The organism is Sphingomonas sp., from assembly GCA_019635535.1.
Lineage (GTDB): Bacteria > Pseudomonadota > Alphaproteobacteria > Sphingomonadales > Sphingomonadaceae > Allosphingosinicella.
In genome coordinates this window covers 2453336-2478917 of record JAHBZH010000001.1, presented here as the reverse complement: position 1 = coordinate 2478917, position 25582 = coordinate 2453336, and the positions used below count along the sequence as shown (strand labels likewise).

Sequence of the window (25582 nt, the reverse complement as noted above, 5' to 3'; positions counted from 1 at the left end):
TGACGCGACCGGACTTGACCGAAACGGGCGTTTGCGGCGGCAGGGTCGCCGCAGGGGCGCCGGCCGGACTCAGTGGCCGGACAGACGATCCAGGATCGGGCAATCGGGGCGCGCGTCGCCCGCGCAATCGGCGATCAGCGTGGCCAGAGTCCGTTCCATCGCGCGCAACTCCCTGATCTTGGCGCGGATCGCCCGGACATGGACGGCGGCGGCCTCGCGGACATCGGCGCTGGCGCGCCCGCGGTCGCGGTAGAGGTCGAGGAGATGCCGGCACTCCTCGACGCTGAAGCCGAGCCCACGCGCGCGGGCGACGAAGCGCAGCTCGTGGATGTCGCGCTGGTCGTAATCGCGAAAGCCGTTCGCGCGCCGCCCGGGACGGATCAGCCCGATCAGCTCATAATAGCGGATCGTCTTGGCGGTGAGACCGCTCTGCCTTCCCGCTTGTCCGATGTTCATGTTCCGCTTTCCTCCCCGGAGACGGCCCGCGCGGCGAAGAGCGAGATCTCGCCGGTCGGGGTCGCGACGCGCGCCGTCTCCCGAACCGCGAAGCCGGCCTCGCGCATCATCGGCTCGAGCACCCCATCCGCGTTCGGCTGAGTGTCCTCGACGCCGTCGAGCATCTGGACGGTCATCCGGAAGGCCAGGCGCATCGCCCGTGATCGCTGCTCTGCGTAATCGGCCAGATGGAACTCACCGCCTTCGGGCAGCAGGCGCCGGAACGCGCGCAGGAGCGCGCGCTTCCCCGCCAGCGGTACCTGGTGGAAGACCAGGCTCGAGACGATCTTGGTCGGCAGCCAGCGCGACGGAAGCCGGCCAGGTTCGAGGTTGCCCTGAAGCAGTCGGACCTGAGGGTAGCCAGCGAGCTTGGCGCGCGCGCGCCCGATCGCCTCCTCGTCGGGATCGATCCCGATGAGCTCCGCGTCGGGGGAACGGCGCGCAAGGGCGAGCAGAAGGGAGCCGGTGCCGCAGCCGACGTCGAGAATGCGGTCGCCCTCGCCCGGATCCACCTGGTCGACCAGGGCCGCGCGCCACCGCCTTTCCCGGGTCAGCAGGCGGATGGCCGAATCGTAGAGCGGGGTGAGCGCGGCATGACCGAGCGGCGGCGTATGAGCGAGGGCGCGCACGCTCATTGCCGTAGCGCGAGGTCGAGGCTGCGAAGCCGCAGCGCGTTGCCGATCACCGAGACCGACGACAGGCTCATCGCCAGGGCCGCGATCATCGGGCTCAGCAGCAGTCCGAAGACCGGATAGAGCACCCCCGCCGCGATCGGAACGCCGAGGGCATTATAGCCGAAGGCGAAGAGCAGATTCTGGCGAATGTTGGCGGTGACCGCGCGCGACAGGCGCCGCGCGCGGACCATGCCGATGAGATCGCCCTTCACCAGCGTCACGCCGGCGCTCTCGACCGCGACGTCGGCGCCGGTGCCCATCGCGATGCCGATGTCGGCGCGTGCGAGCGCCGGGGCGTCGTTGACGCCGTCGCCGGCCATCGCGACTACCCGGCCCTCCCGCTTGAGGCGGGCGATCGCCTGGTCCTTGTCCTCGGGCAGCACTTCGGCGACCACCTCGTCGATGCCGAGCGTCCGCGCGACGGCGCGCGCGGTGCGCTCATTGTCGCCGGTCAGCATGATGATCCGCAAGCCTTCGGCGTGGAGCGCGTCGACCGCCTGCCGCGTCGTCGGCTTGATCCGGTCGGCGACCGCGATCAGGCCGGCGGCCGTGCCGTCCACGGCGAGGAACATCACGGTCGCCCCTTCGTCGCGATGGCGGCCCGCCTGGGCCTCCAGCGCGGCCGGGTCGGCGCCTTCTCCGGCCATCATCGCCGCGTTGCCGATCGCGACCCGCCGGCCGTCGATCCGCCCGGCCACGCCCTTGCCGCTCACCGAGGCGAAGTCCTCGACGGGACGCAGCGGCGCGCCTTGCTCCTCCGCCGCCGCGACGATCGCGTGGGCGAGCGGATGCGCGCTCGATCCTTCGAGCGAGGCGGCGAGGCTCAGCAGCTCCTCGGGACGGTGCCCGTTCGCGGTCTCGATCGCGACCAGCGCCGGCTTGCCTTCGGTCAGCGTCCCGGTCTTGTCCACGACGACCGTGTCGACCGCGGCGAAGCGCTCCAGCGCCTCCGCATTCTTGATCAGCACGCCGTGCTGGGCGCCCTTGCCGACCCCGACCATGATCGACATCGGCGTGGCGAGGCCGAGCGCGCAGGGGCAGGCGATGATCAGCACCGACACCGCCGCGATCAGCGCGAACGGCACGCTCGGCGGCGGCGCGAAGACGGACCAGAAGGCGAAGGCGGCGACGGCGACCAGGATCACCGCCGGCACGAACCAGCCCGAGACCTGATCGACCTTGCGCTGGATCGGCGCCTGGCTGCGCTGCGCCTCGGCGACCATCTGCACGATGCGGGCGAGCATCGTCTCCGCGCCGACCCGCTCGGCCGTCATCACGAAGCTGCCGTCGCCGTTGAGCGAGCCGCCCGTGACGGGATCGCCCTTGCCCTTCTCGACCGGAATAGGCTCGCCGGTCAGCATGGATTCGTCGAGCGCGGAGCGGCCGTCGGCAATCACGCCGTCGACCGGCACGGCCTCGCCCGGCTTCACGCGCAGCCGGTCGCCGGCGCGGACGAGATCGAGCGGGATGGTCCGCTCGCCCCCGTCCTCGACGAGGTGCGCCGTCTTGGGCGCGAGATCGAGCAGGGCGCGGATCGCCGATCCGGTCTGCTCGCGCGCGCGCAGCTCGAGGACCTGGCCGAGAAGCACCAGGGTGACGATGACGGCGGCAGCCTCGAAATAGAGGCCGACGCCGCCATGGTGCATGCGAAAGGCGGGCGGGAAGATCTGAGGCGCGACGGCGCCCACCAGCGAATAGGCCCAGGCGACGCCGGTCCCGATCGCGATCAGCGTGAACATGTTGAGATGCCGCGTCAGCAGGCTCTGCCAGCCACGCACGAAGAACGGCCAACCGCCCCACAGCACGACCGGCGTGGCGACGACGAGCTCGGTCCAGTCGAGCGCGCGCGCGCCGACCATCTCGACGCTCATCGGCCAGAAGTGGCGCAGCATCACCAGGATCGCGAGCGGCGCGGTCAGCACCGCCGAGACGACGAAGCGACGGCGCATGTCGAGATATTCCTCGGACGGGCCCTCGGTGAGCGCGAACGCCTTGGGCTCGAGCGCCATGCCGCAGATCGGGCAGGTACCCGGCCCGACCTGCTCGATCTCCGGGTGCATCGGGCAGGTATAGATCGCGTCCTCGGGCGCCGAATCCATCGGGCGGCGGTCGGGATCGAGAAACAGCTCTGGCCGCGCCGCGAAGCGCTCGCGGCACTTGGCCGAGCAGAAATAATAGTCCTCGCCCACGTGGCTGGCGTGATGCGGCGTCGTCGCGGGATCGACCGACATCCCGCACACCGGGTCGATCGCAGTGCCGGTCGTCCTGGCGCTCTTCGCACCATGGCAGCAGTTCGTCTGGTTCATCATCAGCCTTCCTTCGGCAAGTCCCGAGTCGCGGAGGTTGATGCACGTTCCAGCAACTGGAAGGTCAAGCCTGTCATGGAGCCCCCCAACTTATACGACGAACCGGTCCCATCCGGCATAATGCTCGCTGCTGCGGGGCCCCCGCGGCAGGCTGAGCATGACGAGCGCGAAGCCGAGCCCGGCGCCGAGCACGCTCGCCAGGCCGCTCCCGCCCTCGAGCAGCCAGGGTGCGGTCATCAGCCAGAGCCCGAGCGCGGCGTTCGCGAAGCGCAGCGGGCGGGCGACCTCGGCCGTGGCGATGATCGCCACCGTGATGACGAGCGCGCCGACCAGATGATCGCTGTTCGCCATCGCGCCGGTCGTGCCGAGCAGGATCCGGGTCAGCATCAGGAACAGGCCGATCGCGATGCTCGCGGCGAGCGTCTTGGGCAGGGTGACCCCGCGCCTGGCCTCGGCCCAGGCCGGGCGCGCCGCGTCCATCGCGTCCCCCTCATATTCCTCGCCGGCCTCGACCGCGCCGCCCTTGAAGAAGGTGCGGACGAGCGGTCTGCCGCGCCGGCGCGACCAGACCAGGAACTGGCCCATCGCGACGAGCTCGTCGAGCGCGAACGGGATCATGATCAGCATCGCCAGGCCGGCGATCAGCGCCGGCGTGCTCCAGGTGGCGAGCAGGATCGGCTGGATGATGATGAAATAGATGCTGACGACGCCGAGCGGCACGACCAGGATGCCGAAGAAGGTCACCATCCAGGGCATGGTCCGCCAGCGCGTTCGCGTGCCCATCACCGCCATCAATATCTCGATCAGGTAGCTCACCGCGCCGAGCCCGGCGTCGGGGATCGGCCAGGCGCGCGAGACATAGGAAGTGATGATCTCCTCGGTGCCGTTGCGCGGGTCGGTGGGCGAGCCCGCGAAGAACGGCTCCCAGGCGGCGTCGACATGACCGAGCTGGTAGGCGGTGAGATGCCGCGAGACGAGCAGCCCGATGACGCCCATCACGACGATCGGGAAACGCTGCGCGGCGGTCGAGGGCGAATAGGTCCAGCCCGGCGGCACGGAGACCGGGTCCATCATCCCCTTCATGTCCATTCCGGGCATCATCGGCACCAGTACCGAGAAGGCGATGACCAGCGCGCCGACCAGCATCTCGTTGGAATAGACCGCCGGGCTCGGCGCCCAGAGCAGCAGCGGCACGAACAGCAGCCAGAGGCCGGCGAAGCAATTGGCCCATTGCCCGAACCAGGCAGTCCGGTTCGAAAGCGAGAGCGCGCCGAACAGGGCGATCAGGAGGCCGGTCGCGACGTCGTTCCAGGCCAGCATCAGGCTGCGCCATTCGATGGGGGCAAGTCCGCGCTCGGCGGTGACCGCGCGCACAGCTTCCGGCACCGAGGCGGGATCGGCGAGGCCGAAGACCAGCGGGCTGGAGGCGAGCCACAGGCCGAGGCCGATATTGGCGAAATGGGCCCAGCGCGTGCGGCGCGCATCCTGTGCCATCATCGCCTCATGGCCGTGGCCGCCATCCGGCATCCCGCTCGCCTCGCCGGGACCGGCTTCCCGCGATCCGTCGCCTTCCTTCCCGCGCGGCGATGGTCCGTGCCAGGCGACGAGCGCGGGATTGAGCTTGTTCTCCCTGTACCAGCCGACCGGGTCGCGCTTCAGCGCCTCGACCATCCCGGGGAGGGTGTCGCCGAGCCGGTGCTCCGGCTGCCAATCGAGGAGCGAGCGGGCGCGGCCGATGTCGAGGATATAGTGATCGTTGGCCGCCTCGACCATCCAGGGCTTGATGAAATTGTCCTGGCCGAGCACCTCCTCCTGCAGCCAGGTCCCGGCTTCGGCGAGCGCTTGCGGCACGCGGATCGTCGTCCACTCCTCGCCGTGGAGCGCGCAGCCGATGATGTTCTGCACCTCCTCATAGCCGAGCGCCTCCGGCTCGCCGACGAGCAGCGGCAGCTCTTCCGGGAGCTCGCCGCGCCGTTCGATCAGCCGCGCGACCGCCTCGGTGAGGTCGTCGAGATGGACGAAGGACTGGTTCGCGCAGAGCATGCCGGGATAGAGATGCGCGGTCAGGCGATGCTCGTAGATGCGCGAAATCTGCTGGGCGACGAACGGCGAATGGCCGATATCGTCATAGACGCCGGCGATGCGCAGCATCACCGCCGGCATGCCGCCGCGCGTCTCGCGCAGCATCTTCTCGGCTTCGACCTTGGATTGGGGGTAGGCCCATTGGGGATCGATCGGCCAGTCCTCGTCGATCCTCTCGTCCGGCCGCCGGGTCGGCCGGTGCACGAGCATGGTGCTGGCGAGGACGAACTGGCCGACCTCGAATCCGCGCAGCGCCTCGATCAGCCGGCGCGTGCCCTCGACGGTGATCTCGTCGTAAAGCGGGTTCGGCTCGCCGGAGACGTCGTAATAGGCCGCGAGATGGACCACCGAAGCGATCCGGGAACCGAACTCGGCGCGCACCGTCGCGAGCGCCTCGCGCACGGAGTCGTCGCTTCCGAGGTCGATATCGACCGTCCGCGCCGCGGAAGGCGGATCGGGCGGCCCGGGCCGGTCCAGCCCGACCAGCCGGTAGCGGCCGGCCAGGCGCTCGATCACCGCGCTCCCGATGAACCCGCTCGCGCCGGTGACGAGAACCACCTCCTGCTGCGCCATGCTGTTCCTCCTGCTTGCTCAGATTCTTATCCTCGGCGGCGACGTTCAGCGGGGCCCGGACCGAAGATATTTCACCAGCGCGGCGATCCCGAGCAGCAGCGCCGCCAGGACCAGCAGCCAGACGAGCCCCATGCCGATCATCATCATCCCGCCCCCGGTCATGCCCGGGCAGTCGTTCATCATTACGTCTCTCCTTTGCCTGTCCCTTTCCGATTCGTCCGCGCGGCCGGTTGTGACCGGGTTCCAGCGGCGATCATTGCGTGCCTCTGTAACCTTCGGGCAGCGGCGTCGGCCGCATCGCCCGGCGCATTCCCTGCTCCGCCGCCTCGCTGACGAAGCGTCGCGCGTGCTGGCGGATCAGGCGCGCGATCTCGGGATCGTCCGAGCGGTGCTCCACGCGTGCGCCTCCGGGAATGTCGGCGATCTCCATCCTCGCCCGGTCGCGGTTGCGGAACAGCTCTCGGAACACCGGGTCCATCGCTCGGATCGGCTGGCCGCGCTCGAACCGGGCCCGCATCTCCCGGACATGCCGCCGGATCAGCATCGCGACCTCCGGGTCCTCGCTGGTCGTCCAGGTGCGAACGCCGCCCGGAATGTCCTCGACGCGCCGCTCGATCGCCTCGTGACGCGTCAGGAGGCCGCGGATGGTGCGCATGTCGCCGCCCATCGCGCCCATACCGCCGCCGGGCCGCATGCCCATGGCGCCATTCTCCATCATTCCCATGCCGCCCCCGGCCGCGCGGGAGCCGTTGTCCGGGCCTTGCGGCGCGCACCCGGCCAGCGCCAGCGCCGCCGCGGCGCGGATTGCGTGAACGATGATCATGCGGGTTCTCCTTCCGGGGGTGGGATGGCGGGGGAAGCGTCGTCGCCCATCGGCCTCCCGGATCGCGGCGCCTCCTTGAGCGCGGCGCGGGCCAGGCGGCGATGGCCGAGCAATTTGTAGATGGCGGGCAGCACGAACAGCGACAGCAAGGGCGCGGTGATCATCCCGCCCACCATCGGCGCGGCGAGGCGCTGCATCACCTCCGAGCCGGCGCCGGTGCCGACGAGCAGCGGGAACAGTCCGGCGAGGATCACCGCCACGGTCATCGCCTTGGGCCGCACCCGGAGCGCGGCGCCGTCGATCAGCGCCTCGTCGAGATGCGCGCTCGCCGACATGCGTCCCGCCTCGGCCCGCTCCCGGATCGCCCGGTCGAGATAGACGAGCATGACGACTCCGAACTCGGCGGCGAGTCCCGCCAGCGCGATGAACCCGACCGCGGTCGCCACCGAGACGTCGTGGCCGAGCAGCCAGACCAGCCAGATCCCCCCGACCAGCGCGAACGGGACGGTCAGCAGGATGATCAGGGGCTGCCGCGCGCTCCGGAAGGCGAGGAACAGGAGCAGGAAGATGATCGCCAGGGTCGCCGGCACGACCCAGGTCAGGCGCTGCGCGGCGCGCTGGGCATATTCGAACTGCCCCGACCAGGCGATCGAATAGCCCGGCGGCAGGTCGACGCGCTCGGCGACCGCGCGGCGCGCCTCGCTCACATAGCCGACGATGTCGCGCCCGCGCACGTCGACATAGACCCAGACCGAGGGCTGGGCGTTCTCGCTGCGGATCATCGCGGGACCGGGATCGATGCTGATCGTGGCGACCGAGCCGAGCGGCACGATCGCGCCGCTCGCGGTGACGATCGGCAGCCGGCCGAGCGCCTCGGCGCTGTCCCTCGTCTCGCGCGGGAAGCGAATGTTGATCGGGTAGCGGGCGAGCCCGTCGACGACCTCGCCGATGCGAGCGCCGCCGACCGCCATCGCCGCGGTGCGCTGCACCTCCTCGATCGACAGCCCGTAGCGGGCGGCGGCGAGCCGGTTCACCTCGACGTTGACGTAGCGGCCGCCGCCGATCCGGTCGGAGACCGCCGAAGAGGTGCCCTCGAGCGGGCGCACCGCCGCCTCCACCTCGCGGCCGAGCCGCTCGAGCGTGGCGAGATCGGGCCCCGATATCTTGACCCCGACCGGGCTCTTGATCCCGGTCGCCAGCATGTCGATCCGGTTGCGGATCGGCGGCACGAACACGTTGGCGAGGCCGGGAATGCGCAGGCGCGCGTCGAGCTCCTCGATGATCCGCTCGGTGGTCATGCCCGGCCGCCACTCGCTGCGGGGCCTGAGGCGGATCGTCGTCTCGAACATCTCGAGCGGCGCCGGGTCGGTCGCGCTGTCGGCGCGGCCGGCCTTGCCGAACACGCTCAGCACCTCCGGCACGGTCATGATGATCCGATCGGTGACCTGGAGCAGCTCGGAGGCTCTCGCCGCGGAAAGGCCCGGCAGCGCGGTCGGCATGTAGAGGATGTCGCCTTCGTCCATCGGCGGCATGAACTCGCTTCCGAGACGCGAGGCCGGCACGATCGACAGCAGCAGCGCCAGGCCGGCGATCAGCAAGGTCGCCTTGGGCCGGCGCAGCACCCATTGGAGCCCGGGCCGGTAGGCCGCGATCAGCCAGCGGTTGAGCGGATTGTCGGCCTCGGGCCGGATGCGGCCCTTGATGAACAGGATCATCAGCACCGGCACCAAGGTCACCGACAGGCCGGCCGCGGCCGCCATCGCATAGGTCTTGGTGAGGGCGAGCGGCCGGAACAGCCGGCCTTCCTGCGCTTCCAGCGTGAAGATGGGCAGGAAGGAGAGGGTGATGACGAGCAGCGAGAAGAACAGGGCCGGACCGACCTCGACCGCCGCCTCGGTGAGGATCCGGCGCCGCGCCGGCTCGCTGAGCTCGCCGTCCCGCGCGCGCGCATGTTCGAGCTTCTTGTGGGCGTTCTCGATCATGACGATCGCCGCGTCGACCATCGCGCCGATCGCGATCGCGATGCCGCCGAGCGACATGATGTTGGCGTTGATGCCCTGGAAATACATCACGAGGAATGCCGCCAGCACGCCGATCGGCAGGGTGATGATCGCGACCAGCGACGAGCGCAGGTGGAGGAGGAACAGGATCGTCACCAGAGCGACGACGAGAAACTCCTCGGCGAGCTTCTCCCACAGATTGTCGACGGCGCGCTCGATGAGGTCGGAACGGTCGTAGACCGTGACCACCTCCACGCCCGGCGGAAGGCTGGCCTGGAGCTCGCGCAGCCGCGCCTTCACCGCCTCGATCACCGACAGGGTGTCGGCCCCCTGGCGCACGACGATGACCCCGCCCGCGACCTCGCCCTCGCCGTTCAGCTCGGCGATGCCGCGCCGGAAATCGGGGGCCAGCTGGACGCGGGCGACGTCGCCGACCGTGACCGGCGTGCCGCCGCGGGTCGCGCTCAGCGGGATGTTGCGGAAATTTTCGAGGGTCGAGAGATAGCCTCCGACCCTGACCATGAACTCGGCGCCGGCCCGCTCGACGACCGAGCCGCCGGCCTCCTGGTTGGCGCTGCGCACGGCGTCCATCACCTGGCCGGCGGACACGCGGTAGATCTGCAGGCGGTCGGGATCGATCTGGACCTGATAGGAGCGCACCATGCCGCCGAGGCTCGCGACCTCGGCGACGCCGTCGATCTCGCGCAGCTTGAAGCTCAGGAACCAGTCCTGGAGCGCGCGCAGCTGGCCGAGATCGTGGCGGCCGGTCCGGTCGACGAGCGCATATTGGAAGGCCCAGCCGACCCCGGTCGCGTCCGGGCCCAGCGTCGGGGCGACGCCCTGGGGCAGCCTGCCCGAAGCCTGGCTCAGATATTCGAGGGTGCGCGAGCGGGCCCAATAGAGGTCGGTGCCGTCCTCAAACAGGACCGTCACATAGGAATCGCCGAAGAAGGAGAAGCCGCGCACGGCGCGCACGCGCGGCGCCGACAGCATCGTCGTCGCGAGCGGATAAGTGACCTGAGACTCCACGATCTCGGGCGCCTGGCCCGGATAAGGCGTGCGGATGATCACCTGGACGTCCGACAGGTCCGGGATGGCGTCGAGCGGCGTGCGCATCGCCGCCCAGGCGCCGGCGAGCGCCAGGAAGGCGACGCCGAGCAGCACGAACAGCCGGTTGGCCGCCGACCAGCGGATGAGGCTCTCGATCATCGCGCCGGCGCCTGGGCGATCCGCTCGAGGACGTAGGCGCCGCCCTCGGGCTGCGGCCGCACCGCGAACGCGACCCGGTCGCCGCGCGCGAGGCCCCGCAGCATTGCCGGCTCGCGCACCGCGAAGGTCATCGTCATCGCCGGCCAGTTCAGCGCCGGAATGGGACCGTGCTCGATGGTGACCGTGCGCCGCTCGCCGTCGATCGAGCGGACCGTGCCGCTGCCGGTCGCGGGCCGGGGCGCCCCGCCCGGCGGAGGCGCATTGGCGTTGAGCCTTTCCATGACTCCGGTCAGCGATGCCTCGGAGTCGATCAGGAACTGGCCCGAGACGACCACCTCGGCGCCGGGCTCGAGTCCCGCCAGGATCTCGGTCCGCTCGCCGGCCTCGCGGCCGGTGCGCACCTCGACGGGCAGGAAGGCGCCGTCCCGCCGGACGACGACGACCTTGCGCCGGCCGGTGTCGATCACCGCCTCGCTCGGGACGACCAGCGCCATCCCGCCGGTTCCCATCACCGTCACGTCGGCGAGCATGCCCTCCTTGAGGCGGGCGCCGGGATTGGCGAGCGTGATCCGCGCCCGGGCGGTGCGGGCCTCGGCGTCGAGCGTGGGGAAGATATAGTCGATGCGCCCCGACCGCCGCTCGTCCGGATAGGCCGGGAAGGAAATTTCGACGGGCAGGCCGACGCGCACATCGCCGAGCGCCACCTCGGGGATTTCGGCGATCACCCAGACCCGCGAAAGCCCGGCGAGCGTGACGATCGACTGCCCCGGCGTCACCTGTGCGCCGGGCCGGGCGCCGATCGCGGTGATCACGCCGTCGGACGGGGCGGCGACCGGATAGGTTCGCTGAGGCGCGCCGCCCTGCTCGAGACGACGGATCATCGCGCCCGGCAGCCCGAGCAAGGCCAGCCGCTGGCGGGCGGCGCGGCGCAATTCGGGGGTCGCCACCTCCGGCGGCAAGGCGAGGATTGCGCGATACTCGTTCTGCGCGGTGAGCAGCTCGGGCGAATAGACCGAGGCGAGCGTCTGCCCGCGGCGCACGCTCTCCCCGACCGCGCGCACCGTCAGCCGCTCGACGAAGCCTGGGGTCAGCGTCTGCACCTCGGCGATCAGCCGCTCGTCGAACGCGACCCGCCCGACCGCCTGCACGCGCGGCGCGAAGTCGGCCATCCGCGCCTGCGTCGTGCGGATGCCCAGATTCTGGGCCATGGCCGGCGACACTCGCACGCCCTGCGCGTCGTCGCCGCCCGGGCATTTGGGAATCAGCTCCATGTTCATCGACGATTTGCCCGGGCCGGGATGGCGCTCCTGCGGGATCATCGGATCGTACCAGTAGAGCGGTTCGCCGGCCGGGCAGGGGGCCGCCGCGTCGCCGCCGCCGCGCGCGAGGACATAAGCCAGCGCCGCGGCGACGAGGAGGGCGACCGCGAGCAGCGCGAGCGCGAGCCGACGCCCCGGAGTCAGGCGGCGGACGATGGTCGTGTCGCGCTCGCTGTCGGTTCCGCTCATTCGGGGCACTCCCCCTGGAGGTAGAGAAGGTCGGCGCTGGCCCGGGCCAGCGCCGCCCGCTGCCCGACCAGGTCGAGCGCGGCGCGGGTCGTGCGCTCGCTCGCCACCTGGATGTCCTGCAGATTGCCCGCGCCGCCGGCCAGCCGGGCCTCGAGCGCGCGCTCGGCGCCGAGCAGCGCCGGCAGGGTCTCGCCGCCGGTCGTCATGTAGCGCGCCTCTGCGGCGCGCCACTGCGCCAGCGCGCGGTCATATTCGAAGACGAGCTGGCGGCGCATGTCCTCGACCCGGTCGCGGGCGGCGGCGGCGAGCTCGCTCGCCTCGGCGATGCGGCGATCCTGGAGTCTGCCGCGGTTGAGCGGCAGGTCGACCGAAAGCTGCAGGCTCAGCATGTCCGAGCGACCCCCGCCGCGATTGCCGTACATGAGCGACCAGCCCCAGTTTGGCAGACGCGCGGCGCGCGCCGCGTCGGTGGCGCGCTCGGCGACGAACGTCCGGCTCCGGGCCGCGTCGAGCTGCGGATGCCGCCCCAGCAGCGGCAGCGCGTCCGCGTCGGCGAGCGGACGGCAGATCGGCAGGGGACCGCTGACCGGCCGCGAGCCCGCATCGCCCAGCCAGCGGCCGAGCGCGGCGCGTCCTTCCTGCTCCTCGCCTCGCCGCTGCGCGGCCTCGGCGCGGGCCGAGGCGATCTCGGCGCGAATGGCGATCGCGTCGGCGGCCGTCGCCCGGCCGGTCGGAATGCCGGCTTCGGCGGTGCGCAGCCGCGCTTCAAGCTTGACGACCAGCTCGTCGAGCAGCTCGATCGCCTGGCGCGCTTCCAGGATCCGGATCCAGGCCAGCATCACCTCGCGCTGGATTTGGCGGGCGAGCAGTTGCTGCTCCGCCGTCGAGACGGCGCCCTCGGCGCGCAGGCGGGCCGCCTCCGCCTCGCGGCGCGCCGAGCGGACCTGCTCGCGGCCGATGCCGATGAAGCGCATCGTCATGAAGTCCGCGCTCGGGCTGAACGCGTCCGGACCGGTGACCGGAAGGTTCTGAACGCCCGCCATCAGCCGCGGATCCGGCAATTGGCGGGCGGCGACGGCGGCCTCCTCAAAGGCGCGCGCGGTTCGGGCATAGGCCTCGAGCGCGGGCTGGCGCTCGAGCGAGAGGCGCAGCGCCTCGTCGAGCGTGAGCGGCTCCTGGGCGTAAGCGGGAAGCGGCGCCGACAGGGCGGCCGCGAGGGCGGCCGCGAGCAGGCGGCGGGAAGGGCGGTGCATGGATCCGGTCCTCGGCATGGCGAACGCATGACGGCCGCGCGGCCGTCAGGCTTGCAGCTATTGGCTCTTGGCGAGCGAGGTCAGCCGGTACGTCCCGTCGGCCTCGCGGAACGCGAAGCGGACGGCGTCGCCGACCTCGATCCCGCGCAGCTGGTCGGGCGACGCCTCGAACGCCATGGTCATGGCCGGCCAGCCGATGGAGGTCACGGGACCATGGGCGATGGTCACCTGGCTCCCGGCGATCGCCGTCACGTTCCCTTGGGCGGCATGGACTTCGTTCTCGCCGGCGGTCTGGCCGCCGTTCGCGGCCGCGTCTCGCGCGGCGGGTGCCTGCGATCGGTCGCAGGCGGGAAGCGCGAGCGCCAGGGCGGCCGCGCCGAATATCGCAATGGTTTTCATTGTCGTGCCTCTTTGCTTCGTGCGGCAGACCGGATCGGGAGGCTGGACTCCCTGCGCTCCGCCGTTCCCGGCGTGGCCGGGACGAATGGATCGGCATGAACCGCCGGCGCAGCGCACCGGCAGATCAGCGGCTCAGAGGAACGAAGCTCTTGGAGGCGGGTCGGCGGTGCCGGGACCGAGCGACGACGGGGCGCGCGCGATCATTCCGGCAAAGGGCAATGCGGCGAGCGGCTCGTCCGAGCCGCTCGTACCGGCTCCGGGGACGACCCCCGCGGGACAGCCGATCGCGCAATCCGGCGTGCAGCAGGCCATCTTGTCATGGTCGCCGTCCATGCCGGACATGTCCCGCATCCCGTTCATCGCGGACATGCCCTCCATCGTGCAGCCGGCGGCCGGCCCGGCGAAGGCGGCTCCTGGCGCGCTAACCAGGGAGAGCGCCACGAGGATCGTGAGGATCAGTCTCGTCACGGCGCCTGACCTAGGCCCCTGGACAGGAGAGTCAAGGGGAGGGCGGATCGAAGAGCCGGATGTAGAGGGGCAAATCTCAAGCAATATCCTCGGCCTGCGCGTCAGGCTCGACCGGTGCGCGGGTGCCTCGCTCCGGGGCGTCGCGCAGCAGCGACACCTTGTCGAGATAGATTTCGGCGAGGCCGTAATGCGCGGCGACCACCGCCGGATTCGACGCGGCCTGGGCGCGCTTCACCTCCTGCTCGGCCCGGCGCTGGAAATAGACCAGGTCGGCTCCGCCTGGCGAAGGAATGTTTCCGTCGGTCATCTGTCTCAATACGCACCGCGGCCCCCGCACCCTCGCCGCGGCCGCACCGGCGAGAGCCCGTCCGTCGCGGGCTGCGCGCCGCCGCTGCGTAGTCTCATCGCAGGAACGCGCGCCAACCGGGAGCCGTGATGTTCGAGTTCGACAAGCATGTGCCCTCGGCGGATTTCGCTGCCGCGTCGCCCCGCGAAGCCTATGCGCCGCTGGCGGGCATCCGCAGGCGCTCGTTTCTGCTGTGGGGGGAGCATTGCATCGAGTGCGCCGCGCCCGACTGCTTCGCGAGCTGCGATCTCTATGACGCGCGTCCCGACCGGCGCTGCCGGCGCTTCGAATCCGGCGTGTACCGCAACCGGGCCTTTGCCGGCGCAAGCGGCTACGGCGCCGAGATCCGGTTCAAGACCTGGGGCAAGCTCGAGGCGCGCGGCCATGCGCTGCTGCTGCCGCCGGCGCTGGTGCGCGCCCTTGAAGCGGGTCTCGGGCTGGCGCTGCCCGTCGCCGACCGGGTGGGCCGTCTCGCGGACCGGCTCTTCGGGGACATTCGCTGGTCCTATCTCGGCTATTCGCTGCTCGAGCGCATCGTCCCCTGGCTGCGCCGGCGCGGCGCGAGGACGCCGCCGCCGGACATGTTCGCGATCGAACTCTACAATCCGGAACCGGAGCCGGCCTCGCTGCTCTTCTCGATGAGCGTGGATCGGACGAAGCTGCCGCCTGGATCGGGCGCCGATCGGGTTCCGCCGCCGCTCCAGCTCGACCTTGCGATTCCGCCGGGCTATTTTCGGCGGCTCGTCCCCGCTGAGCTGTTCGCGGACCTGCTTGCCTCGGGGCTCCCCTACAACGTCGCGTTCACCCCGGCGGGAGAGGGGCTGGTCCGGCTGGTCTTCCTCACCGCCGACTTCGTCCGCCTCGCGCCCGGCGCGGCTGGTGCGCTCCCGGCGGGCGGGGCCGAGACGAGGCCAGGCGCGAAGTGCGTCGTCTTCGATCTCGACAACACCTTGTGGCGCGGCATCCTCGTCGAAGGGCCGGTTCGGCTGCGGGCCGGGGTCGCCGACCTGTTTCGTTCCCTTGACGAACGCGGCATCCTCATTTCTGCCGTCAGCCGCAACGACCCCGCGGAGGCGATGGCCCAGCTCGAGGCGTTCGGGCTCGCCGACTATATTCTTCACCCGGCGATCGGCTGGGGCGCCAAGTCCGAAGGCCTGCGACGGATCGCGGACGAGCTCGGCCTCGGCCTCGACAGCTTCATGCTCGTCGACGACAGCCCCTTCGAGCGCGACGAGGTGGCGCGCGCGCTCCCCGAGGTCGAGCTGCTCGACGAGCGGGCGCTGGACGATCTCGTCGACCATCCGCGCCTCGCCGGGACCGTGACCCGGGAATCGCGCGCGCGCCGGCTGATGTATCGCGAGGCGGGCGAGCGCGAGGCGGCCGCGCTGACCTTCGGGGACGACTATCTCGAATTCCTGCGCTCCTGCGCGATCGAGGTCGCCGTCCGGCCGGAGCGTCCCGACGATCGCGAACGCGTGCAGGAGCTGGTGCAGCGCACCAATCAGCTGAACTTCTCGGGGCGCAAATATGACCGTCTCGAGCTCGAGCGGCTGCTCGGCGAGCCCGGCCTCGACCGCCACGTCGTCTCGTGCCGCGATCGCTATGGCGACTATGGAATCGTCGGCTTCTGCCTCAGCCGCCGCCTTCCGAGCGGGCTCCTCATCGAGGACCTCATGCTGTCCTGCCGCGTCCAGGGCAAATATGTCGAGCAGGCGCTGCTGAGCCATCTCTGCGCGCGCGGGCGGCCCCGCGTCGTGAAAATCCGCTTTCGGCCCACCGGCCGCAACGCCGCGGCGGCAGCGGTCCTTGGGACGCTGGGCTTCGCCGCCGCGGACGCGGACCTGCTCGCCCGCGATGTTCCGACGGACCGTTTCGCGACCGATCTGGTCGCGGTCAATCGTCCCCGGAGGAGCGCGACGCGCCGGGCCGATGCGCGGCGAGCTTCGCGCGCGCCCGGTAAAGCCGCGTCTCGACCGCCTTCGGGCTGATCCGCAGCACCGTTGCGGCTTCCGCCTGGCTTAGCCCGTCCACCGCGCAGAGCAGGAGGGGTTCCTTGAGCGAGCGCGGCAAGGCGGCGATCGCCGCCCACAGCGCGTCGAGAGCTTCGCGGTCGGCGGCCGCGGCGTCCGGCGGGGGCGCTGGATCGGCGACGGCGGCCGCGTCGTCGAGCGGCCGCGCGAAGCTGAAGAAGCGTCGCACATTGCGGCGGCGCGCCCAGTCGCGGCATTTGTTGATCGCGATCCGTGCGAGCCAGGCGCGCAGCGGCCGCTCGGGATCGTAGCTTTCGAGATTCCGATAGGCGGCGACGAAGCTCTCCTGGACGAGGTCGAGCGCGTCGTCGGGACTGCCGACGTGGCCGAGGATCAGCCGGTAGAGCGGTTCCTTGTGCCTCCGCATGATCTCGGCGAAGGCGGCCTTGCGTCCGGCCAGGACGAGCGCGGCCAGTTCCCCGTCGGTACAGTCCTCGTCGCGCATGTCACCGCGTGTCGGTGAGCGCGCGGAACACGACCCGGTCGAACTCCGCCGCCTGCTCCGGCCGCAGCACGGCGCGCATGGCGAAGATGTGCGCGAGCGTCTCGTTCTGCAGCACGCCCATCGTTGCGTGGGACCGCTCCACCTCGGCGGCGACCCGGGGGCCGTAGCCGTGCTCGAGCTGGATCGCGGCGGCGAGGCGGGCATTTTCGGCCCGAAGCTCCAGCTCGAGCTCGCGGCGCCGGGCAGCGAATTGGGTTTCCAGGGACTCGATCCGCCGCAACTGCGCGCCATCGAGCTCCAGCTCCTCGTGCAGGAGGTCGTGCAGCGCGCTCGAGGCGGAGGGCTCGGGCGAGGAGATGCTGCGGCCGATGAGGACTCCGGCCAGAGCGGCGAGGAAGGCGATAAGCCCGACCTGGAGCGTCCGCCGGGGGCCCGGGCTCACCTTTGCCCCATCAGGAGCGTCGACGGGGCCAGCCTCGCCCCGTCGGTCAGCGGCGAGAGCGCCGCCTGCGCCTCGTCCGACCCGAGCGGCACCGCGCCGCCCAGCACGCCCATCGTCAGCGCGAACAGCGCCGCCACGGCCGACAGGCCCAGCGAGTCCCGGCTGCGCAGCGGTCGCTCGGTTCCGAGACGCTCGATTATCTCGGCTTCGATCCCCGACAGGCCGACCGGCGCCGGCGCCCGGGCGAGCCGGTCGAGCGCATCATCCACAGCATCGCCGTGCATCTCATCGTCTCCTTCGTCCTCAACTCCGTTACGCAGGTCGGCGGGGCGGCACTCGCTCCGCCGTGCAAGGTCGATAGCAGGGGCGGGCTCCCAGTCGAAGGGGCTGGAGAGCGGGACCGTGACGGGGAGGTGAGGGGACCGGGGCCGCCATGCGTAAATACGGGCGAGGAGCCGAGTCCCGTATGATCCATTATCCTGGTCCGACCCTTGCCCGCCGCCAGTTCCTGCGCGGCGCGGTCGCGTTTGCCGCGCTCGCGGCGGGCGGCTGCGCCCGCTCCGCCGAGCGTCCGGTCCCGGCGATGACGGTGCACCGCGACGCCGCGTGCGGCTGCTGCGGCGCGTGGGCGAGCCAGGCGCGCCGGGCCGGCTTCGCGGCGACCCTGATCGACGAAGCCGACCTGTCCGCGGTCAAGGCGAGGCTCGGCGTTCCCGCCGACCTCGCCTCCTGCCACACGGCCCTGGTCGACGGATATGTGATCGAGGGCCATGTCCCCTTCGACCAGGTTCGCCGGCTGCTGCGCGAGCGTCCGGAGGGCGTCGCCGGCCTGGCCGTGCCGGGCATGCCGGCGGGGTCGCCCGGCATGGAAGTGCCGGACGGGCGGCGCGAGGCCTATCAGGTGGTCGCCTTCGGCAGCAACGGCAGGCGGCGGGTCTATCATCAGGTTGCGGCCGCTTGAGCCGTCCGCGCCAGGGGTCGTCGCATTCAGGTCAGGAGAGGAACAAGATGGGGATGAAATCAGCAATCGCGCTCGTCATGCTGCCGGCCGCGCTTGCGCTCGCGGCGCCGGCCGCCGCTCAGGGCGGCCCCGAGACCGATGACAGCCGCGCCGTCAGCGAGGTGCTGGCCCGCTACCGCGCCGCGATCGAGCGGCTCGACGCCACCGGCACGGAGGTTTTGTTCGCCGAGGATTCGCAGATATTCGAGAATGGCGGCGTCGAGGGAAGCTACCGCAACTATCTCGCCCGCCATCTCGGGCCCGAGCTCGGCCATTTCACCGCCTTCAGATTCACCGACGTCAATGTCGACGTCCGTTTCGAAGGCGGCGTGGCGCTCGCCACCGAGACCTACAATTACCGGATCGAGCGCCACGAGGGCGCGCCGATCGAGCGCCGCGGAGTCACCACCAGCGTCCTGAGGCGCACGCCCGAGGGTTGGCGGGTGGTGAGCATGCACGGCTCGTCGCGGGCCCCGCGGCCGCCGCGATCCGCCGATTGAACGACCGATCATGAGGGCGGCGGCGAGAGCGGCCGCCGCCTGACTCAATGCGACATGTTGTTCATGTCGTGACCGGCGTGGGGATCCTCGGCCGGTGCGGGCTGCTGCTTCGGCGCGGGCCGCTCGCGCGGCGGCGAGGGGCGCTCGCGGGACGCCGCCGCCGGCTTCGCCGCAGGCTCGCCACGGACCGGGGGAGCCGCCTGAGCGGCATCTTGCGGCGCCGCCGCGGCGTCGTTGAGCGCCGGCGCAACCGCTTCGGTCTCGGCCCGGCCGTCGTCCGGGGTCGCCAGCCGGTTGATTTCCTCCGCGGAAGGGTTCTCGGCATTCCCGCCGCAGGCGGCCAGAGCGGGCAAGAGGGCCAGGGCCGCGATCGCCGTTTGATGTCTCATCTTACTGCTCCTGTCTTTGAAGGAGGCGCCGCGGATCGCGACGCCTAGAAATACATATGATCGAGCCCGTGGGTGAGCGCGGCGCCGAGCCAGCCCTGGACGAGCAGCAGCAGCGTCGTCGCGCCGAGCGTCCAGGTCATCGCCCGGCTCGCCACCGCGTCGGCCCGGCGCCAGGCCCAGAGTCCGATCCCGCCGACCAGCAGCGCCAGCACGGTACCGAGCCAGCGATGGTAGAGCTGGATGGGATCGCGGTCGGTAAGCGCGAAGCCGGCGTTGAACCAGCCGAGCAGGGCCGCGGTCAGAGCGGCAATCCCGGCGAGGACGATCAATGCGCGCAGAACGTCGGCGGCATGGCCGCGCCGCCGCGCGATGAGCAGCGCCAGCCAGCTCGCCGGGATGAGCGCGATCGGGAAGTGGACCGCGAACGGGTGCATGCGTCCGAGCCAGGAAACCAGGCGCCCGCCGAAGCCGGTGTGCGGCGGCTCCGCCTCCATGCCGTGGCCGTCCATCGCCATGCCGCCCGCATCCGTTGCCGCGGCATGTCCGTCCTCCGCGCGCTGCTTCGCTTCCTGCTGCTTGTTGTGGTCGGTGTGCGCGGCAATCGGCGCCGCCAAAGCGAGCGTCGCGGCGAGGCCGAGCCACAGCAGGAACCGCCGCAAGATCAGAACCATGTCCTCACTCCCAGCAAGAAGCGCCAGCCGCCGGCCCGCTCGCCGGCGGCGCGCCGGAAGGCGGCGGTGTCCCCGAAGGCGCGCTCGTAGCTGACCCCGACATAGGGGGCGAGCACGGCGGGCGCCCGGGCGGGGAAGAATTCGTGGCGCAGGCGAAGCCCGAGCTCGGCGGTCGACAGCCCGGAGCCGAGCCGCAGCTCCGGCACGTCCTGGAGCTGGAAATCGGCCTCGACCTGGGGCTGCAGGATCAGCCTCTGCGTGATCCTGAGGTCATATTCGGCCTCGAACCGCGCGCTGACGTCGCCCTTGTTCGAGACGAACAAGGCGGTGTCGAGCTCGAACCAATAGGGGGCGAGGCCCTGCAGGCCGAGAACGAGATAGGCGCGGCGCGGGTCGGGCGCGAAGTCGTAGCGCGCGCCCGCCTGGACGTCGAACCACGGGCTGATCGCGCGGCTCCACAGGGCCTGCACCTCCGCGCTCTCGAGCGCGCCGCCGAATTCGCCTTCGCCCTGCGACTTGATCCATAGCCGGTCGATGTCGCCGCCATACCAGAACTGGACGTCGTCCCAGGCATAGGCGTCGCGCCCCTCGCCGATGGCCACCTCGAGCCGGTCGATCAGGAACCGGGACTGGGGGATGGCGCCGTTGACGCGGCGCTCCTCCGCGCGCGCGCGCGCCATGTCGGCCGGATCGTAAGCGAGGTCGGCAGCGTGGACCGGGCCGCTCAGGGCCTCGGGCGGCGGCGGGGCCACCGGGGGCGCCGCGGGCTCCTCCATGGCGTGGCCGGCATGGGGGTCGGCAGGCGCGGGGGTGGCGGTCTGGGTCGGCATGGCATGGCCGGCGTGCTGATCGGCCCCCGCCGCGGGCGGCGAGGGGGCTGGGGGCTGGGCCGGCATGACGTGCCCGGCATGGGGGTCGGTCGTGGCCGGAGGAGGCGCGGGGGTCGGCCTGGACATGGCATGGCCCGCGTGCGGATCCGAGTCCGCCGGGGGGTGAGTCGCCGGCGTCGCCGCGTGGCCGGCATGCGGGTCGGGAGCGGGGGTCGGAGCCGGAGCCTGCACCGAGCAGGATTCCGGCGCCGGGGAGCTGGCATGCGCCGAATGTCCTGCGGCCGGAGGATTGGCTGGCGGGCAGGGCGACGGCGGAGCGGGGCGCGGAGCCGGCGGCCGGGCGCCATGTCCCTGATGCTGGGCCAGCGCCGGAGCGGACACGCAGGCGGCCAGCAGGAAGAGGAATCGCGCCCTCATGCCGGCTCTCCGTCGAGCGGCCGGACGGTGACGGTGCGCATCATGCCCGCATGCATGTGGTAGAGCAGGTGGCAATGGAACGCCCAGTCGCCGGGCGCGTCGGCGGTCAAATCGAGATCGACCGTTCCGCCCGGAAGCACGTCGACCGTGTGCTTGAACGGATGGTGGCCGGGATTGCCGTTCACGAGCTCCATGAAATGCCCGTGGATGTGGATCGGATGCGCCATCATGCTGTCGTTGATGAGTCTCAGACGCACGCGCTCGTTGCGGGCGAACCGGATCGGCTCGGGATTGTCCGAGAACTTGACCCCGTCGAACGACCACATGAACCGCTCCATGTTGCCGGTGAGATGGACCTCGACGGTGCGCGTGGCCGGGCGCGGATCGGGGTTGGGCGCGAGCGACACGAGGTCGCGGTAGGTGAGAACCCGGTGGCCGACATTCTCCAGGCCGTGGCCGGGCTCCCCGGTGCGGTCGACAGGCATCTCCGCGATATTGTCGACGCCCACCCCGGCTTCGACCCCGGGCGGCGGGTTCGCCCGGCTGTACATCGGCCGCGCCTCGCCTTCGGGGGCGCCGTGCTGCATTCCGGCCATCGCGTCGCCGGTCCGCGCGGCGCTTCCCTGCATCGCGCCATGATCCATACCGGCCATCGGGTCCGCCGCCGAAGAGGGGGCGCCCCCCATCTCCATATTGCCGTGCGCCATGTCGCCCATGCCCATGTCGCGCATCGTCAGCAGCGGGCGGTCGCGAAGCGGCGGCACCTCGCCGCGCATGCCGGGTCGGGGCGCGAGGGTGGCGACGCCCATGCCCGACCGGTCGATCGCTTCGGAGACGAGCGTGTAGGCGCGGCTCTCGCTCGGCTGGACGATGACGTCGTAGGTCTCGGCGACCGAGATTCGGAACTCGTCGACCTCGACCGGGCGGACATTCTGGCCGTCGGCAGCAACCACGGTCATCCGAAGGCCGGGGATGCGGAAGTTGAAGATGGTCTGCGCGGCCGAGTTGATGATCCTGAGGCGGACGCGCTCGCCTGGCCGGAACAGGCCGGTCCAGTTCTCATCCGGCCCGTGGCCGTTGATCAGATAGGTATAGACCGCTCCGGTGACGTCGAGGATGTCGGTCGGGTCCATCCGCATCTCGGCCCACATCATGCGCTCGGCCTGGCTCATCCGGTGCTCCGGATCGCCGCTGAGACGCCCGGCGAGGGTCATGCGGTTGCGGTTGAAGAAGCCGCCTTCCTGCTTGAGCCGTCGGAAGATGAGGTGCGAATGCATCCGGCTCCAGTCGCTCAGCACCACCACATGCTCGCGGTCGTAGGCGACGGGGTCGGGCTCGGCCGGATCGAAGATCAGCGGGCCGTAATGGCCTTCCTGCTCCTGCAGCCCCGAATGGCTGTGATACCAGTAGGTCCCGCTCTGCCGGATCGGGAATTCGTAGGTGAAGGTCTCGCCCGGCCTTATGCCCGGAAAGCTGATCCCGGGAACCCCGTCCATCCGGAAGGGGAGGATGATGCCGTGCCAGTGGATGCTGCTGTCCTCGGCCAGCCGGTTGGTCACCGCGATGCGGACGTTCTGACCTTCGCGCAGGCGGATGAGCGGGGCCGGCAGGGTCCCGTTCAGCATGATTGCGTGGCGGGTATGGCCGCCCACGCTGAACGGCTGCTCGGCGATGGTGAGCGCGATCTCCTCGCCGCCCAGCGTCGGCATGTCGGGGCCCAGCCCCGCGCTTCCGCTCCGCGCCCAGGCGGGGAAGAAGCGCGCCAGGCCGAGCCCGGCCGCGCCCAGCGCACCGGCGCGGATCAGGGACCGGCGGTCGATCGTGGCATTCATTTTCGGTCGTGGTTCCTTCGAAGGTCCTGCGTCATCGGACGCGGCGGCTTGCTCCCTATACGCGGGTCTGGCCATCCCCCCTCGATCCCGGATCGCAGGGGCGGAGCCGGGCGTGCGAGGCCGGCGCCGGCCCGTGCTTGGCGAAGCGCGCGGCGCATGCGATGAGGGCTGGCGCGCGCCGCCGCGTATCCGCGCCGTCCCCTCCGAAAAGGTCCGCGTCCTTGTCCTTCCGCATTCCGCTGCTCGCGCGGCGCCTTCACAAATGGCTCGGCCTCCTGATCGGCGCGCAGCTCGTCCTGTGGGCGCTGAGCGGACTCTACATGACCGCGGTGCATATCGACATCATCCACGGCGACCATCTCGTCCGCGAGGCACCGATCCGTTCCCTCGACGCCGCCGGCCTCGTCGATCCTGTCGCCCTGCTCGGATCGCGTCCCGGTGCGTCGGTCCGCCTCGCCTGGCCCGGCGAACGGCCGGTCTTCGTCGTCATGTCGGACGGCGGCACGCAAATGTTCGACGCCCGCACGGGCGCGCCGGCGGCGCGCCCGGACGAGGCGTTGATCCGCGCCATCGCCCGCAGCCGCTATGCGGGTTCGGAGCCGATCGTCTCGGCCCGGCTGATCGAGCGGATACCCGGCGAGATCAGAGGCCGCCGCGGGCCGATCTGGCGGGTCGATTTCGGCGGCTGGAACCGGCCGACCTTCTATCTGTCGGCCGAGACGGGCGAGCTGGTCACCCGGCGCCACGATCTGTGGCGGGCGTTCGACTTCCTCTGGATGCTCCACATCATGGACTATGACACGCGCGACAACGTCAACAACAACCTCTTGCGCCTGTTCACCTGGGCGGCGGTGCTGATGGCGGCGTCGGGCGCCTGGCTGCTCGCCTACAATCTGCCGCGCCGCCGGAGGCGCAAGCCGGCCCGATGAGACTCTCCACTCTCTTCCTTCGCCGGCTCCACAAGTGGATCGGTCTGCTGCTCGGGCTCCAGCTGGTGATCTGGACGGTCAGCGGCGCCGCCATGGCGCTGATCGACATGGAGGCGGTCGCCGGCGGGCCCGCCCCGGCCGAGGCTGCGGCCGCGCCGCCATCGGCCTCCGCCTGGCCGCGGATCCGGGAGGCGCTGCCGCCAGGCATCACGCGGCTCGAGGTGAGGCCGCTGCTCGGCCGTGCGGTGGTGGAGGCTTCGGACGGGCGGGCGACCTGGCTCTTTGATGCGGCGGACGGGCGGCGCCTGGCGATCGACGCCGGGGCGGCGCGCCGGATCGCCGAGGCGGCTTATGCAGGAACCGGCCGGGCGCGAACGGTCGCCTCCCTCGACGCCCTCAGCCTGGAGGTGCGCGAGCATGCGCTGCCGATCTGGCGGGTAGACTTCGACGACGAGGCGGGGAGCAGCTTCTACGTCTCCGGCGCGACGGGCCGCCTGCTCGAACGGCGCAACGACAGCTGGCGGCTCTGGGATTTCTTCTGGATGCTCCACAATATGGACTATGCGCACCGCACCAGCTTCAACCATCCGCTCATCGTCACCGTCGCCTTCGGCATCGTCTGGCTGGTCGCGACCGGCATCTTCCTGCTGTTCCGGACCGCGTGGCGGCCCGACCTCAACGCCCTTGGCAGGCGCCTCCGCCGGGTCCGGCGGCCGGGCTGAGCCGGTCGCGCCGGCCCGGCGACTCAGCCCGGCGTGCAGCGGGTCGGATACGGACCCCATCGCGAGAGGGCGGAAAGCTTTCGCGATGCCCTCTGACGTGTGACGGGCCTGGCTCGACAGCCATCCTTCGATCACGGAAACGAGCGTTCCGGTGGGCACCGCAGGGACATGAGGGCGCGATGGAGCGCCCCGCGCGCTCGCGCCGCACGCCGATCGATGCGGGGGGCGAGCCTGTGCTTGCGGCGCCTTCAATGACGCCGAGGCGTGAGAAACTCGCTCCACCATGTGGAGCGGGCGCGGGCGGTCTATGACGTGGTCGGCCGGGTCCGGCTCGTCGCCTGCGGCTTGCGGGACGCGATGGTCAGCTATGACGAGGCAATTCCCCCATATGGGTGAATAGGTTAGTGTTTTCCGGGCTGCTTTCCTGGCCGGGTGCGACCGGAAGGCCATTCGGATTGGAGGGACGCGGCGGCTTATGCGCCGCTGCTCGAAGCCGATCGCTCGATCCTGGCCTGGGAGTGGCTTCGGCGCGATCCGGCGTATCGACAAGCCGCCGGGCGGTGGCTGCGCCGGCCGGCGTCGCGCGGGGCCTGCGAAGCCGCCGCCGCGTGGGGCCTCCACGCCTTCGAGCCGCCGCATCGCCCGGCGCCGCTCGCGCGGCCGGTCTGGCGGACCGACGTACACGCTCATGTGCTCGCTGCGATGGCGGTCGGGGCGGGGCCGGGGCCGGACGCGTTCGATCTTTCGCGTCTGGAAGCCATGTCCACGCTGGTCCGGACCCAGGGGCGCGAGCGCCTGCTCATCTCCGATGGCCTGCGCGCCATTCGTCTCGACATCCTCAGCGGCAGCCTCGCGGCGGGCCCGGTGCGGCTCCGCTACCTCCTGTCTGGCCTCGACACGGCGGAGAAACCCCTGCTCACCCTGCGGCGCCTGCTCGCCTTGTGGCGACGCGGCCGGTTCTCAGCCATGCTTCATCCGCGCGAGCCGCGGGCGGCAAGGTGGGTGCTGATGCTTCGGGCCTTCGACGCGCTGGGCGCCGGGGCCGATCAGCGCGAGATCGCCGAGGCGCTCCTCAGCGACGCCGCGGCCGGGGCGCGTTGGCGCACGGCGAGCCCGAGCCTCCGCTCCCGGGTCCAGCGGCTCGTCCGCGGCGCGAGGCGGATGGCGGCGGGAGGATATCTCCGGCTCCTCGGATGACTGGAGTCCGGTTGATATGATCCGGCGGCTGGTCGCGCGCCG

At 71.2% G+C, this 25582-nt stretch carries 25 protein-coding genes; 6 read left to right on the top strand and 19 right to left on the bottom strand.

The annotated features are described in order from the left end of the window. Positions 1–69: 69 nt before the first annotated feature. From cueR to KF780_12750, 12 genes are all read right to left on the bottom strand, one after another. Entirely contained in the window at positions 70–456 is a 387-nt protein-coding gene (gene cueR, locus KF780_12805) for a Cu(I)-responsive transcriptional regulator (GenBank protein ID MBX3562677.1), read from the bottom strand. Then, positions 453–1130, bottom strand: coding sequence for a class I SAM-dependent methyltransferase (locus KF780_12800; protein ID MBX3562676.1), 678 nt, complete (start codon positions 1128–1130; stop codon positions 453–455). Before KF780_12800 ends, cueR begins: the two co-directional genes overlap by 4 nt. After that, the gene (locus KF780_12795; GenBank protein MBX3562675.1) at positions 1127–3478 is read right to left on the bottom strand and encodes a heavy metal translocating P-type ATPase; all 2352 of its coding nucleotides are present in this window, start codon (positions 3476–3478) and stop codon (positions 1127–1129) included. The genes KF780_12800 and KF780_12795 overlap by 4 nt, the downstream gene beginning before the upstream one ends. Positions 3479–3565: 87 nt before the next feature. Next, a complete protein-coding gene (locus KF780_12790; protein MBX3562674.1) occupies positions 3566–6130 on the bottom strand; it encodes an NAD-dependent epimerase/dehydratase family protein in 2565 nt (854 codons plus the stop codon). A 45-nt stretch (positions 6131–6175) separates the two neighbouring features. Next, entirely contained in the window at positions 6176–6313 is a 138-nt protein-coding gene (locus tag KF780_12785; protein ID MBX3562673.1) for a hypothetical protein, read from the bottom strand. A gap of 70 nt (positions 6314–6383) precedes the next feature. Continuing rightward, on the bottom strand, positions 6384–6953 hold the full coding sequence (locus tag KF780_12780) for a hypothetical protein (GenBank protein MBX3562672.1): 570 nt from the start codon (positions 6951–6953) through the stop codon (positions 6384–6386). Further along, positions 6950–10162 (bottom strand): efflux RND transporter permease subunit, encoded by a 3213-nt coding sequence (locus tag KF780_12775; GenBank protein MBX3562671.1) that lies wholly within the window; start codon positions 10160–10162, stop codon positions 6950–6952. The genes KF780_12780 and KF780_12775 overlap by 4 nt, the downstream gene beginning before the upstream one ends. Then, a complete protein-coding gene (locus tag KF780_12770) occupies positions 10159–11670 on the bottom strand; it encodes an efflux RND transporter periplasmic adaptor subunit (protein ID MBX3562670.1) in 1512 nt (503 codons plus the stop codon). Before KF780_12770 ends, KF780_12775 begins: the two co-directional genes overlap by 4 nt. Then, positions 11667–12923, bottom strand: a complete 1257-nt coding sequence (locus tag KF780_12765) for a TolC family protein (GenBank protein MBX3562669.1) — start codon at positions 12921–12923, stop codon at positions 11667–11669. The genes KF780_12770 and KF780_12765 overlap by 4 nt, the downstream gene beginning before the upstream one ends. A gap of 57 nt (positions 12924–12980) precedes the next feature. Beyond that, positions 12981–13322: a copper-binding protein gene (locus KF780_12760; GenBank protein ID MBX3562668.1), complete on the bottom strand. Its 342-nt coding sequence runs from the start codon at positions 13320–13322 to the stop codon at positions 12981–12983. A gap of 132 nt (positions 13323–13454) precedes the next feature. Continuing rightward, positions 13455–13790: a hypothetical protein gene (locus tag KF780_12755; protein ID MBX3562667.1), complete on the bottom strand. Its 336-nt coding sequence runs from the start codon at positions 13788–13790 to the stop codon at positions 13455–13457. A 76-nt stretch (positions 13791–13866) separates the two neighbouring features. After that, on the bottom strand, positions 13867–14097 hold the full coding sequence (locus tag KF780_12750) for a hypothetical protein (protein ID MBX3562666.1): 231 nt from the start codon (positions 14095–14097) through the stop codon (positions 13867–13869). 128 nt (positions 14098–14225) lie between these two features. Between KF780_12750 and KF780_12745 the strand changes: the two genes are divergently transcribed. After that, complete coding sequence (locus tag KF780_12745; GenBank protein MBX3562665.1) at positions 14226–16124, top strand: HAD-IIIC family phosphatase; 1899 nt, start codon at positions 14226–14228, stop codon at positions 16122–16124. On the opposite strand, the gene KF780_12740 is transcribed toward KF780_12745, so the two are convergent. From KF780_12740 to KF780_12730, 3 genes are read right to left on the bottom strand one after another with little or no spacing between them, the layout of a single operon-like run. Further along, positions 16030–16611, bottom strand: coding sequence for an RNA polymerase sigma factor (locus KF780_12740; GenBank protein ID MBX3562664.1), 582 nt, complete (start codon positions 16609–16611; stop codon positions 16030–16032). The genes KF780_12745 and KF780_12740 overlap by 95 nt on opposite strands. 1 nt (position 16612) lies before the next feature. Next, complete coding sequence (locus KF780_12735) at positions 16613–17053, bottom strand: periplasmic heavy metal sensor (protein MBX3562663.1); 441 nt, start codon at positions 17051–17053, stop codon at positions 16613–16615. Continuing rightward, the gene (locus KF780_12730) at positions 17050–17337 is read right to left on the bottom strand and encodes a hypothetical protein (protein MBX3562662.1); all 288 of its coding nucleotides are present in this window, start codon (positions 17335–17337) and stop codon (positions 17050–17052) included. The genes KF780_12735 and KF780_12730 overlap by 4 nt, the downstream gene beginning before the upstream one ends. A gap of 182 nt (positions 17338–17519) precedes the next feature. Here KF780_12730 and KF780_12725 point away from each other — a divergent pair, with 182 nt between their 5' ends. Continuing rightward, positions 17520–18014: a DUF411 domain-containing protein gene (locus tag KF780_12725; GenBank protein MBX3562661.1), complete on the top strand. Its 495-nt coding sequence runs from the start codon at positions 17520–17522 to the stop codon at positions 18012–18014. Positions 18015–18091: 77 nt separating this feature from the next. Then, positions 18092–18553 carry a nuclear transport factor 2 family protein gene (locus KF780_12720; protein MBX3562660.1) on the top strand — a complete coding sequence of 154 codons (462 nt, stop codon included), beginning with the start codon at positions 18092–18094 and terminating at the stop codon, positions 18551–18553. A 44-nt stretch (positions 18554–18597) separates the two neighbouring features. Here the strand turns inward: KF780_12720 and KF780_12715 are convergent, their stop codons facing one another. Genes KF780_12715 through KF780_12700 form a run of 4 tightly spaced genes read right to left on the bottom strand, consistent with a single transcriptional unit; the run spans position 18598 to position 22692 of the window. Next, on the bottom strand, positions 18598–18942 hold the full coding sequence (locus tag KF780_12715) for a hypothetical protein (GenBank protein ID MBX3562659.1): 345 nt from the start codon (positions 18940–18942) through the stop codon (positions 18598–18600). 44 nt (positions 18943–18986) lie between these two features. Beyond that, positions 18987–19613, bottom strand: a complete 627-nt coding sequence (locus KF780_12710) for a hypothetical protein (GenBank protein MBX3562658.1) — start codon at positions 19611–19613, stop codon at positions 18987–18989. Next, positions 19604–20860, bottom strand: a complete 1257-nt coding sequence (locus KF780_12705; protein ID MBX3562657.1) for a copper resistance protein B — start codon at positions 20858–20860, stop codon at positions 19604–19606. Before KF780_12705 ends, KF780_12710 begins: the two co-directional genes overlap by 10 nt. Next, positions 20857–22692 carry a copper resistance system multicopper oxidase gene (locus KF780_12700; GenBank protein ID MBX3562656.1) on the bottom strand — a complete coding sequence of 612 codons (1836 nt, stop codon included), beginning with the start codon at positions 22690–22692 and terminating at the stop codon, positions 20857–20859. Before KF780_12700 ends, KF780_12705 begins: the two co-directional genes overlap by 4 nt. 221 nt (positions 22693–22913) lie before the next feature. On the opposite strand from KF780_12700, the gene KF780_12695 reads away from it, so the two are divergent. From KF780_12695 to KF780_12685, 3 genes are all read left to right on the top strand, one after another. Then, the gene (locus KF780_12695; GenBank protein MBX3562655.1) at positions 22914–23621 is read left to right on the top strand and encodes a PepSY domain-containing protein; all 708 of its coding nucleotides are present in this window, start codon (positions 22914–22916) and stop codon (positions 23619–23621) included. Continuing rightward, complete coding sequence (locus tag KF780_12690) at positions 23618–24343, top strand: PepSY domain-containing protein (GenBank protein MBX3562654.1); 726 nt, start codon at positions 23618–23620, stop codon at positions 24341–24343. The genes KF780_12695 and KF780_12690 overlap by 4 nt, the downstream gene beginning before the upstream one ends. Positions 24344–24775: 432 nt before the next feature. Beyond that, positions 24776–25540: a DUF2285 domain-containing protein gene (locus KF780_12685; protein ID MBX3562653.1), complete on the top strand. Its 765-nt coding sequence runs from the start codon at positions 24776–24778 to the stop codon at positions 25538–25540. Positions 25541–25582 lie beyond the last annotated feature (42 nt).